General features: G+C 42.7%; 18 protein-coding genes. 11 read left to right on the forward strand and 7 right to left on the reverse strand.

Annotated elements, in window-relative coordinates; genetic code table 11:
- Window positions 1-153: 153 nt before the first annotated feature.
- Window positions 154-1,941 carry an acyl-CoA dehydrogenase gene (locus LOZ91_RS13935; protein WP_180077796.1) on the reverse strand — a complete coding sequence of 596 codons (1,788 nt, stop codon included), beginning with the start codon at window positions 1,939-1,941 and terminating at the stop codon, window positions 154-156.
- A 114-nt stretch (window positions 1,942-2,055) separates the two neighbouring features.
- Between LOZ91_RS13935 and LOZ91_RS13940 the strand changes: the two genes are divergently transcribed.
- Complete coding sequence (locus LOZ91_RS13940; protein WP_005097027.1) at window positions 2,056-3,036, forward strand: helix-turn-helix domain-containing protein; 981 nt, start codon at window positions 2,056-2,058, stop codon at window positions 3,034-3,036.
- 6 nt (window positions 3,037-3,042) lie between these two features.
- Here the strand turns inward: LOZ91_RS13940 and LOZ91_RS13945 are convergent, their stop codons facing one another.
- Window positions 3,043-4,242 (reverse strand): MFS transporter, encoded by a 1,200-nt coding sequence (locus tag LOZ91_RS13945; RefSeq protein ID WP_005097026.1) that lies wholly within the window; start codon window positions 4,240-4,242, stop codon window positions 3,043-3,045.
- Complete coding sequence (locus LOZ91_RS13950) at window positions 4,242-4,682, reverse strand: winged helix DNA-binding protein (protein ID WP_159138084.1); 441 nt, start codon at window positions 4,680-4,682, stop codon at window positions 4,242-4,244. The genes LOZ91_RS13945 and LOZ91_RS13950 overlap by 1 nt, the downstream gene beginning before the upstream one ends.
- Before the next feature lie 256 nt (window positions 4,683-4,938).
- Between LOZ91_RS13950 and LOZ91_RS13955 the strand changes: the two genes are divergently transcribed.
- From LOZ91_RS13955 to LOZ91_RS13965, 3 genes are read left to right on the forward strand one after another with little or no spacing between them, the layout of a single operon-like run.
- Window positions 4,939-6,384 (forward strand): cytochrome ubiquinol oxidase subunit I, encoded by a 1,446-nt coding sequence (locus tag LOZ91_RS13955; protein ID WP_005097024.1) that lies wholly within the window; start codon window positions 4,939-4,941, stop codon window positions 6,382-6,384.
- Window positions 6,381-7,385 (forward strand): cytochrome d ubiquinol oxidase subunit II, encoded by a 1,005-nt coding sequence (gene cydB / locus LOZ91_RS13960; protein ID WP_005097023.1) that lies wholly within the window; start codon window positions 6,381-6,383, stop codon window positions 7,383-7,385. Before LOZ91_RS13955 ends, cydB begins: the two co-directional genes overlap by 4 nt.
- Window positions 7,386-7,394: 9 nt before the next feature.
- On the forward strand, window positions 7,395-7,502 hold the full coding sequence (locus LOZ91_RS13965) for a DUF2474 domain-containing protein (protein WP_100328576.1): 108 nt from the start codon (window positions 7,395-7,397) through the stop codon (window positions 7,500-7,502).
- Between the two features lie 67 nt (window positions 7,503-7,569).
- On the opposite strand, the gene LOZ91_RS13970 is transcribed toward LOZ91_RS13965, so the two are convergent.
- Together LOZ91_RS13970 and LOZ91_RS13975 are read right to left on the reverse strand one after the other, a co-directional pair.
- A complete protein-coding gene (locus tag LOZ91_RS13970; protein WP_005170726.1) occupies window positions 7,570-8,124 on the reverse strand; it encodes a thermonuclease family protein in 555 nt (184 codons plus the stop codon).
- A 221-nt stretch (window positions 8,125-8,345) separates the two neighbouring features.
- Window positions 8,346-9,263, reverse strand: a complete 918-nt coding sequence (locus LOZ91_RS13975; protein WP_074382731.1) for a LysR family transcriptional regulator — start codon at window positions 9,261-9,263, stop codon at window positions 8,346-8,348.
- 92 nt (window positions 9,264-9,355) lie between these two features.
- On the opposite strand from LOZ91_RS13975, the gene LOZ91_RS13980 reads away from it, so the two are divergent.
- From LOZ91_RS13980 to LOZ91_RS14000, 5 genes are all read left to right on the forward strand, one after another.
- On the forward strand, window positions 9,356-10,597 hold the full coding sequence (locus LOZ91_RS13980; protein WP_180001444.1) for an acyl-CoA dehydrogenase family protein: 1,242 nt from the start codon (window positions 9,356-9,358) through the stop codon (window positions 10,595-10,597).
- Window positions 10,598-10,652: 55 nt separating this feature from the next.
- On the forward strand, window positions 10,653-11,774 hold the full coding sequence (locus LOZ91_RS13985) for a phosphotransferase family protein (protein WP_244783433.1): 1,122 nt from the start codon (window positions 10,653-10,655) through the stop codon (window positions 11,772-11,774).
- Window positions 11,771-12,469 (forward strand): histidine phosphatase family protein, encoded by a 699-nt coding sequence (locus LOZ91_RS13990; RefSeq protein WP_074382732.1) that lies wholly within the window; start codon window positions 11,771-11,773, stop codon window positions 12,467-12,469. The genes LOZ91_RS13985 and LOZ91_RS13990 overlap by 4 nt, the downstream gene beginning before the upstream one ends.
- Before the next feature lie 53 nt (window positions 12,470-12,522).
- A complete protein-coding gene (locus tag LOZ91_RS13995) occupies window positions 12,523-13,266 on the forward strand; it encodes an SDR family oxidoreductase (protein WP_100354797.1) in 744 nt (247 codons plus the stop codon).
- Between the two features lie 481 nt (window positions 13,267-13,747).
- Window positions 13,748-14,809 carry a fatty acid desaturase gene (locus LOZ91_RS14000; protein ID WP_100357630.1) on the forward strand — a complete coding sequence of 354 codons (1,062 nt, stop codon included), beginning with the start codon at window positions 13,748-13,750 and terminating at the stop codon, window positions 14,807-14,809.
- Window positions 14,810-14,850: 41 nt separating this feature from the next.
- On the opposite strand, the gene LOZ91_RS14005 is transcribed toward LOZ91_RS14000, so the two are convergent.
- Window positions 14,851-16,221 (reverse strand): alpha/beta hydrolase-fold protein, encoded by a 1,371-nt coding sequence (locus LOZ91_RS14005; protein ID WP_244783434.1) that lies wholly within the window; start codon window positions 16,219-16,221, stop codon window positions 14,851-14,853.
- Between the two features lie 195 nt (window positions 16,222-16,416).
- Here LOZ91_RS14005 and LOZ91_RS14010 point away from each other — a divergent pair, with 195 nt between their 5' ends.
- Both LOZ91_RS14010 and LOZ91_RS14015 read left to right on the forward strand, forming a co-directional pair.
- Complete coding sequence (locus LOZ91_RS14010; protein WP_244783435.1) at window positions 16,417-17,127, forward strand: SGNH/GDSL hydrolase family protein; 711 nt, start codon at window positions 16,417-16,419, stop codon at window positions 17,125-17,127.
- 32 nt (window positions 17,128-17,159) lie between these two features.
- Window positions 17,160-17,744 (forward strand): uracil-DNA glycosylase family protein, encoded by a 585-nt coding sequence (locus LOZ91_RS14015; protein WP_100357629.1) that lies wholly within the window; start codon window positions 17,160-17,162, stop codon window positions 17,742-17,744.
- 96 nt (window positions 17,745-17,840) lie between these two features.
- Here the strand turns inward: LOZ91_RS14015 and LOZ91_RS14020 are convergent.
- A partial coding sequence (locus tag LOZ91_RS14020) for a pyridoxamine 5'-phosphate oxidase family protein (RefSeq protein WP_244783436.1) occupies window positions 17,841-18,172 on the reverse strand: 332 nt, incomplete at its 5' end.

The raw sequence follows: 18,172 nt of genomic DNA on the forward strand, positions 1-18,172 counted from the left end.
TTGGGCGAAACCAAAGTAACAAATAATTTACAAGAATTTGATTTATAACATTAATACTCCGCATTGAATGACTAAAAATTAAAGAGTCTGTTTCTAAACTCCTTAACTGATCAGCATTACTTCTTACAGCGCATTTTTATTTAGCTATGAACCTTAAAACCAGTCAGCTTGCATATTCCTGCAGCTATCATCAAAGTTCATCAGTAACTTGGCCTGATGTTCAATTTCAGGCAATTCCCAACGGATAAAATATTGGGCTGCCTGAAACTTGCCCGCCAAAAAGTCCTGATCTTCTTTTTGATCGGAATTGCCAAATTTAAGTTGTGCCTGCTGCGCCATGTCTAAGCAGAGCCAGGCAATCATGGTTTTTCCCATCATGTCTAAATAAAGCCCAGAGTTGGCTAATGCTTCATTGATTTGGCCTTGATGCAGAGCCTGACCTAAAACCTGGGTGGTTTTTTGCACGGTAGCCAGATGTTGTTGAAAGCTTTCTGCCAGTGCGACTAACTTGGGATTCTGAATCTCAGACAACGTATGCTGGATGCGTTGCATCAACAGGCTGAGTCCCTTGCCATTGTGCTGCCAGAGTTTACGCCCAAGCAAATCCAGGGACTGAATACCATACGTGCCTTCATGAATCGGATTGAGGCGGTTATCGCGGTAGCATTGTTCGACCGGATAATCACGGGTATAACCCGCGCCGCCCAAAACCTGAATCGCCAGATCATTGGCTTTTGGGCCATAGGCTGAAGGGAAGGATTTGACCACTGGAGTGATCAGATCAAGCAAGAGGGCACTGTCCTCATCATGTGCTGCCTGATGTTCATCAATCAGACGCGCCGCAAATAAACACAGGGCCAGTGATCCTTCGACATAAGCTTTTTGTGCCAGCAGCATACGTTTGACATCACTATGCTCAATAATATTGACCGGTTTGGAATCAGGCGATTTTTCATGTGCAAGACGACCTTGCGGACGGTTTTTGGCATAGTTTAAGGATTCCAGATAACCGCGATAGCCAATCATGGCTGCGCCCAAGCCTACGCCGACACGCGCCTCATTCATCATTTTAAACATATATTTTAAGCCATGACCTGCTTCACCAATCAAATAGCCTAAGCAAGCATCATTTTCGCCAAAGCTTAAAACCGTTGAAGTCGTTCCTCTATAACCCATTTTGTGCAGTAAACCAGCCAGCTGTACATCATTGGATTCACCTATAGAGCCATCTGGATTGGTTTTAAATTTCGGCACAATGAACAGGGAAATACCTTTGACCCCTTGCGGTGCATCCTGAATCCGCGCCAGAACCAGATGAATAATATTTTCGGTAATATCCTGATCACCACCAGAAATAAACATTTTCTGGCCTTTAATGTTATAAGTTCCATCTGCCAGAGGAATAGCTTTGGTCGTTAGATCACCCAGAGAAGAACCGACATTCGGCTCGGTCATGGCCATAGTGCCGGCAAAGCGGCCGCTCAACATATGCGGTAAAAATAGCTGTTTTTGTTCCGGTGAAGCAAAGGCTTGAATCAGATTTGCCGCCGCCGCAGTCAGAAAAGAATAGGCAACAGTTGAAGGATTGGCCGCCATAAAATAGGCATTGCAGGCCATATTTAATAAAGTCGGGAGTTGCATACCGCCATGTTCATAATCATGCTGGGCACAGAGCAGGCCGGCCTCGGCAAACTGCTGCCACGCCGTTTTGACTTCAGCAATGGTTTTGACCTGCTTCCCATCAAAGCTCGGTTCATGCTGATCGGCTTTGGCATTATGCGGGGCAAAGTAATCGGTCGCGATACCCTTGGCTGTATCTAAAATACTGTCAAAGGTATTTTTATCATGCTCCTGATAACGTTCCAGTTTTGTCAGAGCTTCAAGTTTGAAGACATCATAAAGTAGAAAATTAAGATCTTTATCATTTATTAGCTCGGTCACGGTACTGTCCTGAATGTAAAATCCTTGAGATAGCGCCAAGACTAACAGTTGCTTTTATTCAGCAGGATTGTCAATAATGACATCAAACAGGTAAAAAATGACAATGAGATCAAGATGCAGCGAGTCGTAGTTTTGGGTTTTGATGGCGCTCTGGCTTCTGCCATTACCGGTGTCGTCGATTTATTTGCCATGGCCGGTGTGAGCTGGAACCGCATTCAGCAGCAGGATGTACAGCGCCTGTTTAAAGTTAGTATTGCCAGTCCTGATGGACAACCGATTCGTTGTATTAATGGTCTGGAATTACAGGCACATTGTTCCTATCAAGAGATTCAAACTGCAGATATTGTGGTGGTGCCAACCATAGCTGCACCGATTCAGGATGTATTGCAACAAAACCCTGAGCTGATCCGGTTTCTAAAATCTGCTCATGCAGATTCGACCTTAATTGCTGGAAATTGCACCGGAAATTTCTTTCTGGCAGAAGCCGGTATTTTAGATAATCGCGTGGCAACGACGCATTGGGGCTTTCAAGATATTTTCCGGACGCATTATCCGCAGGTCAAATTGAATGCCGATCTGATGATTAGCCGCGACCAGAATATCTATTGCGCGGGTGGTGGCCTGGCCTGGTTCGACTTAGGTTTGCATCTGATTGAACGTTTTTATGGCTTTGAGGTGGCCATGCAATCGGCCAAATCTTTTGTGATTGATTATCGACGCGATAGCCAGCTGTCTTATTCCTTACTCAAGATTGGACAACCGCATCATGATGAACTGGTGCAAAATGTCCAGAACTGGCTGGAGCAGCATTTTCATGAGTCTTTTAGCTTGGATGATATTGCAACACGTTTTAATGTCACCACGCGTACCTTGATTCGCCATTTTAAACAGGCACTGGACTTGCCGCCAAATCAGTATCTGCAAGCGATCCGAATTGAAGCTGCACGCAAACGTCTGGAAGAAACCGATCAGGCGGTGGATGTGATCATGCAAAATATTGGTTATCAGGACCCAAGTTCATTTCGCCGTTTATTTCATAGAAAAACTGGCTTGACGCCGCTGGAATATCGGCGCCGCTTTAGCCGTCGCTTTTAGAAGTGTTTAATAAGAAGGTTGTATTTCCCCCGCTTTACGGCCATGCAACAGGTAATACCAGATCAGACAGCTGATGGTCAGTACAGCAGAGTACAGGTAAAGCTGACGATAACCGATCTGATCCAGAAGCATGCCGAGGAAATAAGGTCCAAAACCCAAACCTGCATCTAGCGCAATAAAGAAGGTTGAAGTCGCCAGCCCCATACGCTGCAAACTGGTACTTTTTACCGCAATGGTCTGACAGACGGACTGGAGATTACCAAAGCCAAAACCAAGCAGTGCGGCGCTGGCCAATAACATCGTAGCATTATGGGCCTGACTGAGTAATAAAATTCCTAAGGCCATAATCACAATGGCCGGATAGATGATGATGTTTTCACCTTTACGATCCATTAGCGGGCCGGTAAATGGACGTGAAAGCAAAATCGCAATGGCATACATCAGAAAGAAAAAAGAAGCCGTTTCGACTAAATTAATCTCTTTGGCATAGAAATGAATAAAAGATAAGACGCCGGAATAGCAGGTTGCCACAATCAGAACAATCATCGAAATCGGCAAAGCCTTGGGTTCAATATATTGCGCCAGTCTGCTAGATGATTGATTTTCTATATGATTGACTGGATTCGTTATTTTAATCTGTGGCGGCTGAATAAACAGGCTGCAAATCAGGCAGCTGAGTGCGACTACACTGGTAAAAACAAAAATCACCTGATAGTTAAAATTTGACATTAGCCAGATGCCTAAGAAGGGGCCAATCGCCGTGCCAAGTGTGCTGCTCATACTAAAATAACCAATGCCTTCACCACGTCGAGTCGCAGGAATGGTCTGGGCAATCACGGTGCCTAATACCGTTGAGGCCACACCCATCATAAAACCGTGCATCAGACGGATGCCCAGTAAAATTTCCAGCTTGGCCGGAATCAGATAGAGGCCAGAAAAAAGCAGAAAACCTGTCAGACCGGCCACAAGCGTAATTTTTAGGCCCAAACGGTTTAGCAGTTTCCCGATAATAAGACGGCCGAATAAGGTACCGACAATAAACAAGCCAGAAACCAGCCCTGCCTGTGCCGTGGTTGCACCTAATTCTGCTACCGAGTAGCCGACAATCACAATCACCAGCAAATAAAACACCAGCACCAACTGGAAATTCACCAGACTGATCAAAATAAAATTGGGAGTCCATAAAGGCGTTTGTTCTTGGCTCATTAAAGTCGATCCTGCGAAGCGGGTTGTAACTGCTGAATGAGCTGCATCAAGATATTTTTACTACTTTCAATATCATCTGAGGCAATTTGCTCAAGCAACTGCTTTTCAAATGCCTCAATCTGTGTGGAACCCAGGGCAAAAGTCTCGACTCCTTGCTCACTCAGTGTGAATAGCTTCTGACGCTTGTCTGCAGTTTCGAGTTGGCTAATTAGACCGAGTTCCACTAAATTCTGGATACGTTTACTGATGCTGGGTTTAGATACGTTCAAATAATGAGAAATATTCATCAGGGTACATTGCTGATGCGTCTGAATCACATACAGCACTTGCCATAAGGAATAATTTAACTGTGAAGATAATAAAATCGTATTGATTTCATCACTGAGTAACCGTGCACAACGTAATAACAAGGCGCGAAATGGAAGAGAGGCAGAAGGCATATAGTTAACCTGGCTAACTAATTTAGAGCCAATTTACGCCTATTTTTTGGATTACACAAGTGGTCACCGTTCAATTAAATATTCACTTGCATATTTAATTAAATAGCGCTTACACATTGTTAACTTGAGTAAAAAATAACCGACAAAAGTCTACATATTGCCAAGCCAAATTAAGCCTAAGCTAAGACCAAGAAAAAACACTTCACTAATAAATCTAAGCAAGGCTCCTACAAATAATTATATATAGGTGAAATGTATGACCCTGGGTTTAACCGCATTAGAGTTAGCGCGAATACAATTCGCCTTTACTGTCTCTTTTCATATTATTTTTCCTGCAATCTCAATCGGATTGGCCAGCTTTTTGGCGATTCTGGAATGGCGCTGGCTCAAAACCCAAGACCCGATTTATCGGGATCTGTTTAAGTTTTGGGTGAAAATCTTCGCTGTAGCATTTGGGATGGGCGTGGTCTCTGGCGTGGTCATGAGCTATCAGTTCGGCACCAACTGGAGTGAATTCTCCCGGATTGCAGGTGGCGTGACTGGCCCATTACTGGCCTATGAAGTTCTTACCGCCTTTTTTCTGGAAGCGGGCTTTTTGGGAATTATGCTCTTCGGCTGGGGACGGGTGGGGCCACGTGCACACTTTTTCTCGACCTTGATGGTCGCGGTAGGCACCTGTATCTCGATGTTCTGGATTTTATCCTCCAATAGCTGGATGCAAACGCCGCAAGGCTTTGCCATCGAAAATGGTCTGTTTGTCCCCAAAGACTGGATCGCCATCGTATTTAACCCGTCATTTCCCTACCGTTTGGCGCATATGGCCATTGCTGCCTTTTTGGTTTCTGCATTGCTGGTGGCAGCCACAGCAGCCTGGCATCTTATTCAGGGCCGTCGTGATGCCTTGGTCAAAACTTCATTTTCCATGGCAATGTGGCTGATTCTGGCACTTGCGCCGCTACAGGTTTTGGTGGGTGATGTACATGGTCTAAATACGCTTGAACATCAACCCGCCAAACTGGCGGCAATGGAAGGTCATTGGGAAACCAATCATGATGGCGGCATGCCTTTATATCTGTTTGGACTGCCAGATATGCAGGCTGAGGAAACCAAATATGCCATCGCCATTCCTAATCTGGGCAGCTTGATCCTGACACATTCCATGGACGGTACTGTCACCGGCTTAAAGGATTTTGTACCTGAAGATCGTCCTAATTCGGCAATCGTGTTCTGGAGTTTTCGGATCATGGTCGGGCTAGGAATGTTGATGCTACTGCTGGCAATCTGGGGGGCATGGTCACGTAAAAAAGGTCGCTTTTATGAATCCCGAGGATTACATCGGTTTGCCCTGATTATGGGGCCTTCCGGTTTTATTGCCATGCTGGCTGGGTGGTTTACGACGGAGGTTGGCCGTCAACCCTGGGTGGTCTATGGCATCATGCGTACCAAAGATGCCCTATCGCCGGTATCGGCAGAGCAGGTAGGCTTGACCCTGATTATCTTTGTCGTGGTCTACTGTGTGGTCTTTGGCGCCGGTATTTATTATATGTTGCGACTCATGCACAAAGGCCCGGAATTTATTCATTCTACACCCCCACATGAAATTGATAGTGACGTAATTCAGGCATCTCGCCGGCCATTGAGCAGTATTCGCGAGAGTATTGAGGATGGGGCCGATAATGCAGATCAGGAGAATAAAAAATGATTGATTTGTCATTGATTTGGGTGGTGATCATCGCCGTTGGTGTCCTGATCTATGTCATTCTGGATGGTTTTGATCTGGGCATTGGCATTCTATTTCCGTTTTTTCCGCATCAGGATGACCGTGATGTGATGATGAATACTGTTGCGCCTGTCTGGGATGGCAATGAAACCTGGATGGTATTGGGTGGCGCAGGTTTATTTGCAGCATTTCCGCTGGTCTATTCCACCGTATTATCTGCACTGTATATGCCGATCATCCTGATGGTGATTGCGCTGATCTTCCGTGGTGTTGCTTTTGAATTCCGTTTTAAGGCCAATCGCAGTAAACATTGGTGGGACAAAGCCTTTATTGGTGGTTCTGCGCTGACCAGCTTCCTGCAAGGGGTGATTTTAGGCGCTTATATTCAGGGAATTGAAACCCGAAATGGCATTTATGCGGGCGGCGGGCTGGACTGGTTGACACCATTTAGCCTGTTTACCGGTCTGAGTGTCATGGTGCTGTATGCTGCCTTAGGCTGTGGCTGGCTGATTTTTAGAACGGCCGATCAGTTACAAGACCGTATGTATCAGCTAATGCCAAAAATGATTATCGCCTTATTGATTATCCTGGGCGCTGTCAGTATTTATACGCCGCTGACTCATCCGCAGATTGCGGAACGCTGGTTTAGTCAGCCACAATTTATGTATCTCATGCCCGTGCCGATCTTAGTCCTGTTATTTACCTGGCTGGCTTTACGTGCCTGCAAACAACGTAAGGAACTTAGCCCATTCATGTACATGCTGGTGCTGGTTTTTCTGGCCTATACCGGATTTCTGATCAGTCTCTGGCCTTATATCATTCCACCGTCAGTGACCATCTGGGAGGCGGCAGCGCCAGAAAGTAGTCAATTATTTACCTTAATTGGTGCTTTATTACTTATTCCAATCATTCTGATTTATACCGGCGTGTCGTACTGGGTATTCCGCCATAAAGTGCGGGTCGGGGATGATGGCTATCATTAAGGAGCAACAATGAAAGGGAAGCAGATATTATGGTTTGTGGGCCTATGGATTTTAGGCTTCGTTACTCTGGCTTTAATTGCAGGCGCATTCAGGTTTTTTGTCCATCTGGCGTATTAATTTAAAAATTAAAAAGTGATCTGGCGAGCCGGATCACTTTTTAATAGCGAAGAGAAATCAGCAAAGATTAGGATTTTACCTGTTTTCGATACACACTTGGGCGTACAGGTCGGCTACTTTTCCAGAGTCCTTTTTTCTGTTTTTTGGCTTTGTTTTGCAAGTCCAGCATATAGCGTAAATGGTTTTTATCTTTAATATAATCTTCGTAGACCCATGCTGCGCCGCGTTTCACGATTTCTTCATTGATATTTTTACGATAGCGGTAAACGACGCCGACGCAGCGACCATAACGGTCAATATCTGTAATTTTCACGCGAACTATTTTGTTTTTCACCATGCTTTTAACTAGACGCTGTGACTCTTTGCCATAGCTTTGGCTGGATTCTGGCGCATCCACATAGGCAAAACGTAGTCTGGTTTCAGAACGTCTAATATTGAAACGGTAGCAGGTGAGGGTATCCCCATCGCTAACCGCCTTAACACGACACCAGTATTTCTGTCCTTTTTTAAAGGGACGAAATATATCCTTGAGGTAAATGGTGAGTTTGTGCAGCAAATAATAGGAAAAGCATAAGGCAAATAAACCCAGCACAATTTGCCAGGTGGGAGAAAGAGGCAACAAGCTAAAATCCAGATCATCAAAAGAAGCTGTAGAAGAACAACAGCAAGCAGATGCATGATTGTAGAGGAAAGCCCCAAGCACTAGAGTTCAAAAGCTAAACAGTCAGTGTTTCATTTTGTATTTATAAATAGCCTAAGCAATTTAGGTTGAGCCTGACATTTCAGGCTACAATACCAACCATTAGAATAGCCTAAGCAAAATTCATATCTACTTAAAATAGCCTAAGTAAAAATGTTATTAATTTCGCTTCGCAAAAATTGATGTCTCTTATTTTCCTGTAAATCTTTGTGCCAATACATTCCCATATTAATCTTAGGCAGTTGCACAGGCACTTCAAAAAAATTCAGAATTTTGGCTATCTGTAAATGTTCTAAGATATTGCGTGGCATAGTCAACATCGCTTGGGGATATTGCTCCAAAATTTGCAACGCAGTTGAATAATGCTGACAGCGTAAAAAAATTTGTCTTGAAAGCTGCTTACGGCTCAAATACAGATCTTCAATTAAGATACCTGTACGGCGAGACGATACGCCTATATGTGGGGAGGAAAGATAGGATTGTTCTGAAATTTTATTTTGCTGCGTACAGACGACAAATTCATCTTGTACTAAGGGTTCAAACTGAATTTTATCTCCCAGTTTTTGCTCAAGATCCATGACAAAATCGACCTGCTGCGCTGCCAGGTCAGCACTGATATTTTTACGATCCAGTTTGATGCTACTAAACTGAATATCCAGATTCATTTTCTGAAAATGTGCCACCAACTTTGGAAAAATCATTGGTTCAATTTCATCATGTACGGCAATTTTTAAACTTTGCACCATATTTGGTTGAAATTGTTGATGCTGAATAGAAATACTTTGAATCGTCATCAGGGCATTTTTAATGGCGGGATAAATCTGTTCAGCAAACGGCGTGGGTTGCATTTTTGCACCAAAACGTACGAACAGATCATCCTGCAACTGATTTCTGAGCCGCTGCAAAGCGTGACTGGCAGCAGATTGGGTGATACATAATCGCTGTGCTGCTTTAGAAATACTGTTCTGTTCAAAAATAGCGACAAAAAGTGGATATAAATTGATATCTATACGATGGAAAACACTCATATCCATCAGTGTTTTATTATGAATGCTATGCATGATGAGCTATGGATTAAAATCATTTTATTCATAATAGTTTTTAAGTTAAGGTCTTGTAAAGCAGAATACAAAATATCCAGAGGGAAATAGCCATGTTTGAGTTATCCGCACGCGCACAAGACTATGTTGAACGGACTAAAAAATTTATTAAAGATGAAATCGACGCCGTTGAAGCCGATTTTTGGCAGCAAGTGCATGAGTTAAATCAAGGCAGTGACTGGACCAAATGGCAATGGCCGACTGAACTGGAAACTTTAAAAGCCAAAGCCAAAGCAGCAGGGCTGTGGAATATGTTTCTGCCATGTCCTGAACTGGGCCAAGGTTTATCAGTCAATGAATATGCTCATATTGCCGAGCTTTCGGGCCGTAGCCTGATTGCACCGACCGTATTTAACTGTAATGCGCCAGACAGCGGCAATATGGAAGTCCTCTGGCGTTATGGCTCTGAAGAACAGAAACAGCAATGGCTTCTGCCATTACTTGAAGGCAAAATCCGTTCTGTATTTTGTATGACTGAACCGGCGGTGGCTTCTAGTGACGCGACCAATATGCAAGCAACGGCGGTCATCGAAGGCGATGAAATTGTTCTGAATGGCCGTAAATGGTGGTCATCAGGTCTGGGCGATCCTAATGCCAAAGTCATTATTTTTATGGCGCATACGCCAGATGAAAGCAAAGACCGTCATCATCAGCATTCCATGGTTCTGGTTCCTGTCGATACGGCGGGTGTGAAAATCGAAAGAATGTTATCGGTATTTGGCGACTATGATGCACCGCATGGTCATGGTGAAGTCAGTTTTGAAAATGTCCGCGTTCCAGTTGCCAGTTTTATTGGTGGTGCCGGTCAAGGCTTTGAAATTGCTCAAGGTCGTCTCGGGCCAGGCCGTATTCACCACTGTATGCGTTGTATCGGTGCTGCGGAAAAATCTTTGGAGCTGATGATTGACCGCGGTATGAGCCGGACTGCCTTTGGTAAAGAAATTTTAAAACTGGGTGGTAATCTGGAACGTGTTGCTGAAGCACGGGTCGCGATTGATCAGGCACGTCTTTTAACCTTGTATGCAGCCTATAAAATGGATACTTTAGGGAATATGGCGGCTTTGACTGAAATCTCGGCCATTAAAGTGGTTGCGCCAAGTGTATTAGAAAAAGTAGTGGACATGGCCATACAAATTCACGGTGGTGCTGGTGTCTCCCGTGATACGCCACTCACCGGATTCTTTGCTCAGGCACGTGCCCTACGTTTGGCGGATGGACCAGATGAAGTGCATAAAGGTATGATCGCAAAACTGGAACTGGCTAAACGTGGTTACAGTACACGCCATAAAAAATAAGCTTAAACACGATATAAAGTTTGAAGACATTTGAAAAAGAATTGAAGGAAAAATTATGGCAGTTATTGATGTCGGTGGATCGGTTCGTGCAGGTGAGGAACTGGATGTTCAGGCTGTAGGAAACTGGCTGATTGGGCAGGGAGTTCAACTTGAAGGTCCGGTCGAAGTTACTCAATATTCGGGTGGCGCATCGAACTGGACTTATCGTCTGAAATATACCAATGCCGATCTAATTCTGCGTCGTCCACCCAAAGGTACCAAAGCCAAATCTGCCCACGACATGGCCCGTGAATTTAAGGTTCAGCACGCACTTTCCGAGTTTTATCCGGTATTACCAGAGATGGTGGCACTTTGTCAGGATGAATCCGTGATTGGCTGCGACTTCTATGTGATGAAACGCATTGAAGGCATTATTCCACGCGCCAATTTACCCAGAGAACTGAATTTTAATGAAGCTCAGGTACGTGAACTGTGTATTAACGTCATTGATAAGCTGATTGAGTTGCATCAGGTGCCTTATGTGGGTACTGAACTGGAGAAATTAGGCAAAGGCGAGGGCTATTGTCATCGTCAGGTAGATGGTTGGGATGCACGTTATGCCAAAGCCAAGACCTTGAATGTGCCATCTTTCAGATATGTCCGTCAGTGGCTTAAAGACAATACCCCAGTGGATGCTAAAACCTGTCTGATTCACAATGACTGGCGTTTTGATAATGTCATTTTAGATCCAAACGATCCGACTCAAGTCATTGGCGTTCTGGATTGGGAAATGGCGACACTCGGTGATCCATTGATGGATCTGGGTTCAGCTTTGGCTTACTGGGTTGAAGATACGGATAATGCAATTTTTAAAGCCACACGTCGTCAACCCACCAACTTAAAAGGCATGTTTAGCCGTAAAGAAGTGGTGGATTATTATCTGGAAAAAACCGGATTAACCCCTGAAAACTGGACCTTCTATGAAGTCTTTGGAATTTTCCGTTTAGCGGTGATCGCGCAGCAAATTTATTATCGCTATTATCATAAACAGACCAATAATCCAGCATTTAAGGATTTCTGGATTGTGATTCATGCCTTGCATATTCGTGCCTTAAAACTGATTGGCCGCCAGAAAATTGAGGCCAATGATATTGCACAGAAATATATGACCAAATTTAAGGAGTTGATGCCGAAATGACGACGATTTATTTAATCCGCCATGGACAGGCGTCTTTCGGTGCAGAAAGCTATGACAAACTTTCTCCAAATGGTGAATTACAAGCCAAATTATTGGGCCGCTATTTTGATGAAATTTTAAAAGAAGCACCTTATGTGGTGGCAGGCTCCATGCAGCGTCATCAACAAACGGCGCAATTGGCCTTGGCTGAATGTTTTCCTGAAAGTGAGCCAGTTACAGATTCAGCCTGGAACGAATTTAATCATCAACAAGTCTTTGCTCAATATGAGCCACGCTTTAATCAACCTGAACTGTTGAAAGAAGATGTATCGCAGCATGCCAATCCACGCGCCTATTTAAGTAAAATTTTTGAAGGTGCAATTGAGCGCTGGACTGGCGGTGACTATCACCATGAATATGAAGAATCCTGGCCGGATTTCAAACAGCGGGTGGAAACGGCATTACAGCATTTGTGTGATGATCTGGCTGAAAAGAAACCGCGCTATGCTGTAGTGTTTACGTCGGGCGGGGTCATTTCGGTTGCTGCGGGCAAAATTCTCGGTTTGTCTCCGAATAAAACCTTTGCTCTAAACTGGGCAATTACCAATACCAGCATGACCACGCTACGTCTGGTAGGCAACCAACCCCAGCTATTAAGCCTAAATGAACATCATTATATTAAAGCGCAACGTCCGGATTTATTGACCTGGATTTAAATCTGTACCGCAAATCTGATCGCTTAGAAAAATAAAGGAATAAGGTAAAACACATGGCAAAAACAATTTTAATTACTGGTGCAAGTTCAGGAATTGGTGCAGGTATGGCACGCGAATTTGCTCAGAAAGGCTATAACCTGGCCATCTGCGCGCGTCGCCTGGATCGTTTGGAAATACTTAAACAAGAGTTGGAGAGTCAATACGGCATTCAAGTAATTGCTAAAACTTTAGATGTCACTAATTATGATCAGGTCTTTGACGTATTTCGTGCTTTTAAACAAGATTTTGGCACGATTGACCGGGTGATTGTCAATGCCGGAGTTGGTGAAGGCCGTCGTATTGGCAAGGGAAACTTTGCCATTAATAAGGCCACAGTTGAAACCAATTTTATTTCGGCCTTGGCGCAATGTGAAGCAGCAGTAGAGATTTTCCGGGCGCAAAATTCAGGCCATCTGGTCATGATTTCTTCAATGAGTGCCATGCGCGGTATGCCTAAACATTTAACCGCTTATGGTGCAAGTAAAGCAGGTGTTGCACATCTGGCCGAAGGGATTCGTGCCGAACTGATTGATACGCCAATCAAAGTCACCACAATTTTCCCGGGCTATATTCGTACCGAACTTAATGAAGGCGCCAAGAAACTGCCATTTGAAGTGGATGAAAAAACCGGATCGCGTTTACTTGCTGCTGAAATTGAAAAAGTGCCAGTAAAGGCTTATGTGCCAAAATGGCCATGGCTGCCATTGGGTCTGGCGATGAAAATATTGCCGCTGAAATTGGTGAATAAATTAGGCTAAGATTTAAAATCTAAAAGCTCCATAAGGGGCTTTTTACTTTTCTAGAACTTCAGAAATTTTTTTGCTGGTAATTTCACTTGAAAAAATTGCTTTGCAAAGTCAACGCTAATGCTGGCGTTATCAAAGTTACAGATAAAAATGTGCCAAATACATGCACTATCCTGTGTAAAGAAAACAAAGCTCGTTAATTCGATTAATCAGGATCAGGTAGTTTGATAAGCTTTTAATAATGAAATATTTATTATTTCAAGGCAAACCAAGTTTAATTAATATAGAGATAAATTTCTGTTAAAAAACAGATTTTTTAGAGACTGAATCTCATAAAAAATTACGCATGACCTCCCTGTATTTTTATTCATCTTAGAAAAAGTGCCAAAATTGTCCAAAACTTGGACATACTCGCTCGGACAGTCAAAAGATCACTTCTCTTTTTTTTAATTTCCTTTAATGTGCAACTGTCCAGAAATTAAAGGTTCTCTATATGTCTACATCTTCAGAGATGACAGACCAGCAGCGTATCTCCAAAGTTAGAACTGTGGTGACACAGGCAGGTGAAGATTTACGTAACCGTTATCCAATATTGAAACATCAAAATTTTATTGGTGCCAGTATTCTCGGTTTTGCCTGGATCGGTATGGTTTTATGCGCATTGGCCTATGCCTATGGCTATCTTTCTGTATGGCTGACGATTCCTTTAATTGCAATTTTTGCTTCACTGACGCATGAATTAGAGCATGACTTAATTCATTATATGTATTTCAAAAAAACGCCCTGGGCACATCACTTGATGCTGGCTTTGGTGTGGTTGGCGCGTCCAAATACCATTAGTCCGTGGGCACGTCGTCGTTTACACCTGCATCATCATAAATATTCTGGAACTGAACATGATCTGGAAGAACGTGGAATCAGCAATGGTATGCCCTGGGGAATTCGCCGGATTTTGATCATCAGTGATCAATTGATGTCGGTTTATCTGCGTCCTTTCCAGATGTTTAAAATGATCCATCTTTTTCTGGAAAAACAGCCTGAAAAAGAACGTAAAATTGCCATGATTTCCCAGCTATTGGGCTTTGTGCCATTAAGCATTCTTTATTATGGCTTATTTTATTTATTTGTCGTGTTCCATGTTTCAAATGCAATCGTGCCTTTATTTGGCTATGAGATGCGCTGGTCGCAAGTCGTAATCGAAGCAATGCCAATCATTAATTTTATTGCAGTCATCTGGCTGATGCCCAATTTTATCCGTTCATTTAGCCTGCAATTTGTCAGCTCGAATATGCATTATTATGGCGATATTGATCCAAGAGATGTCATCAAGCAAACGCAAGTACTGACGCCTTGGTGGATGATGCCATTTCAGTTGTTCTGCTGCAACTTTGGGGCCACGCATGCGATTCATCACTTTGTCGTTAAAGAGCCTTTTTATATTCGTCAAATGACCTCGAAAACGGCGCATAAAGTGATGAAAGAAGTGGGCGTACGTTTTAATGACCTGGGCACATTTAAACGTTTAAATCGCTGGAATGATATTCAAACAAAATAAAACTGAATTAAAAAAATCCTGCAAATGCAGGATTTTTTTATCTACTCTTTGGAATTTGCAAAGAAGTACAGCAAAGCGTCTTGCAATATCACCTGCCAAATTGCATAGGAATGTGCGCCTTCATAAACCTGATATCTGACCTCATGTCCTTTGGATTTTAAAGCTTGTGCCACGATGGGTGACGTTTCCAGAATACTTAAGTCATTGTTGGTACGCGAAGATTCATAACGATTCGCTGAAATATGAAAATACTGTTGAGGCTGTTTTTTTAAATTATGAATCAATTGATTCATACCATTGATTTTTGAGTGTGGTTCAGGTGACCACCAGAACGAGCCGGATAAAGGCACAGCATGACTAATGTGCTGTGGATTTTCCAAGGCAAGATAAGCTGCACTCAGCCCTCCCAAACTGGAACCGAGAAGAACTGTTTTTTGCTTATCACGTACAATTTTCTGATCGAGCCAAGGCAAAAATTCCTGATTAAAAAAACCTGAAAATTTCGGGTTTGGTGTCAGCTCTTTAGGACGAAGTTCACTATTCGGTGCATGTAAAAAAACCGCTTGAATCGGTGGAAGTTTGCCTTGTTCCACCAGAATATCCAGCACTTTTGGCACATCAACCAAATGGGCATATTCATTTCCATCAAAGAAAATAGCCGTGATATAAGATTGTTGTGCAGTTTTTTTAGATTGATAGATTTCAACACGACGTTGATTTTTTAAAAACTGGCTGGATAGCTGATAACGTTTTAGTTCAGGCTGCGGATGATCTGGATAGCGTTTAGGATCGATAAAGGGAGGGGCTTGATCCAGGGCGATAATATTTTCATTCCTCAGTTTAGAGGCAGTATTTTCTTTAAGCCAGCGTTTTGGATTCAATGGATCAAGTTGTAATACCTGCAATACAGCACGGCGCTGCGCCTGGGGTTCTTTGAGTTCTGTGTTTAAATGTGCACAGTAATTCGATAGATAACCGTCCAAATTTGGTAAATCCACTGCAAAACTATAACTGCCGATATAGCGACGGTTCACAATATTTTCCTTAAACCAGATATCGGTATCGGGCAGGCGAGTCAACCATTCATGATCATTACTCGGGCCACCGACCAGACGCACATTATGTTTGGCTGCTTTCCATAAAAAAATCAGTCGAACATGATCCTGATCAAGTGGCTCAATAATCGGTGTAGTTTGATTTTGCACTTTTTCCCAGAATTGTTGGATTAATCCCGCTCGGTTTTCAGGAGACTGCTTTAATTGCTGCTGTAAACTTTTTAACAGGTCGCTTTTGGGTTGAACTGCTTCACACGCTGCAGCATAGGGTGCTTGCTCTATTGAAGAAGGTGAATCTGCCAAACTATGTAATGATAGTGCGCTTAGTAAGAGTGTGCTTAAGTATAAGTAGTTCAAATCATCCCCAATTAATTTTAAAAAATAGTAATGATAATTATTATCAATTATAAATACAGATTTGTCTTTCAATTATTTTTATATATTTATTCAATTATTTACATGATGTTTTATCAAAAATCATAGCATGACAGGTTACAATGACAGGTTACAATAAAGTTCTAATTCATTGTTTTATATTTAAAGTATAGATTTATGTGGCTGAAAATATCGACTCTTGCATTAATTCCAGTATTGGTAATTCAGGGCAATCGCGTCAAAAAAAACACTGTGCAACTCCCAGAACCGGAGGGTGAACGTGAAGGAACGTGCGGTCAAGGCCAGCCGCTTTCTATACTGATTGTCGGCGATTCTGCGGCTGCCGGCGTTGGGGTAGAGCATCAGGATGATGCATTGCTGGGCGCCATTTTAAAAGATTTGCAGCATGACTTTAAAATTCAATGGAAATTGCATGCAAAAACAGGGGATAGCACAGCTAAAGTGATTTGTGCCATAGAACAACTGGAGACAGAACATTTTGATGTGGTCATTAGCTCGGTTGGTGTAAATGATGTAACCAAGCTCATGCCGGCTGATATCTGGATTCAAAAACAGAAAAAACTATATGCCATGATTCAACAAAAATTCAGTCCTGAATTGGTCATTGCAGCAGGTGTGCCACCCATGAATATGTTCCCGGCATTACCAAATCCTTTGGCCTGGTTATTTGGACAATATGCCAAAAAAATGAATCAGCAACTGGCGAAATTCGTAGCAAGCCAAGACAGCATGCAATGGATTGAATATGATATTGAAAAATATCGTGCCATGAATTTAGAAATGGCTGCAGATGGTTTTCATCCGAGTAAGGAAGTTTATACACTTTGGGGACAAGAAGTGGCTAGCAAGATTCGGCAAACACTCTAAAATAGTTGAAAGTTCTCAATTTAAGGAATCCTATGTCTGATATTGAAACGCATCCATTACCGCCTTTTTTACCGCCAAATGCCAAGTTGCTGATGCTGGGTAGTTTTCCACCACCAGCAACTCGCTGGAAAATGAATTTTTATTATCCAAATTATCAAAACGATATGTGGCGGATTTTTGGTTTAATTTTCTTTCAAAATAAAGATTATTTTCTGGATATTGAGAATAAAAAATTTCAGGAATCATTGATCCGTGAATTTCTATTGGAGACTGGAATTGCGATTTTTGATAGTGCCTCTCAGATCAGACGGCTGACGGGCAATGCTTCAGATAAGTTTCTGGAAATTGTGGTACCGACCAATTTAAAGGATTTATTGCTACAGATCCCAGAATGTACCTACATTATGACCACCGGTGATAAAGCCACCGATACCATGATGCTGTCTATGCCTGAAGATGCAGAAAAGCCCAAAATTGGAGAGCCGACGCAAACCAACCTGGAAGGACGCGAACTGCATTTATATCGAATGCCTTCATCTTCTCGAGCATATCCGGTTTCTCTGGAGAAAAAAGCCGAAAGTTACCAGATGATGTTTGAGCATGTGGGTTTGGTTTAATATTTAATCTAATAATCAGATAAAAAATGGTTAAAGAGGTTTTAGGTTGTAGATAAGAAATAAACTTACTATTTGTAAGTTAGTAGCTTTATTCATTCACATATTTGGATATTTGACCCAGCGATAGCTATTGATTTTAATCTCCCGGACATGATGAAAGCTGGACCAGATTAACTGGCTACCTTTGGTCCATTTTAAAGCTCGAATACGAGACTCCACCTGCTGTATTTCCTCTGGCGAGGCCGGACGTAAAGGGCCAATTTCTGCATATAAGCGTACTCCTGGATAACGCTTAAATTTACCTTTAAGCAACGAATGAATCCAAAACAGTTTGCTACTGTTGACGGCCTGTATGCAGACCATGGGTTGATGCTGTAAATTTTCAGAAAAAGTAGTGGAATAAGTATCAAAAAAGAAACCCGCACTGA

This window comes from Acinetobacter sp. F-1, from assembly GCF_022869025.1.
GTDB classification, from domain to species: Bacteria; Pseudomonadota; Gammaproteobacteria; order Pseudomonadales; family Moraxellaceae; genus Acinetobacter; species Acinetobacter pseudolwoffii.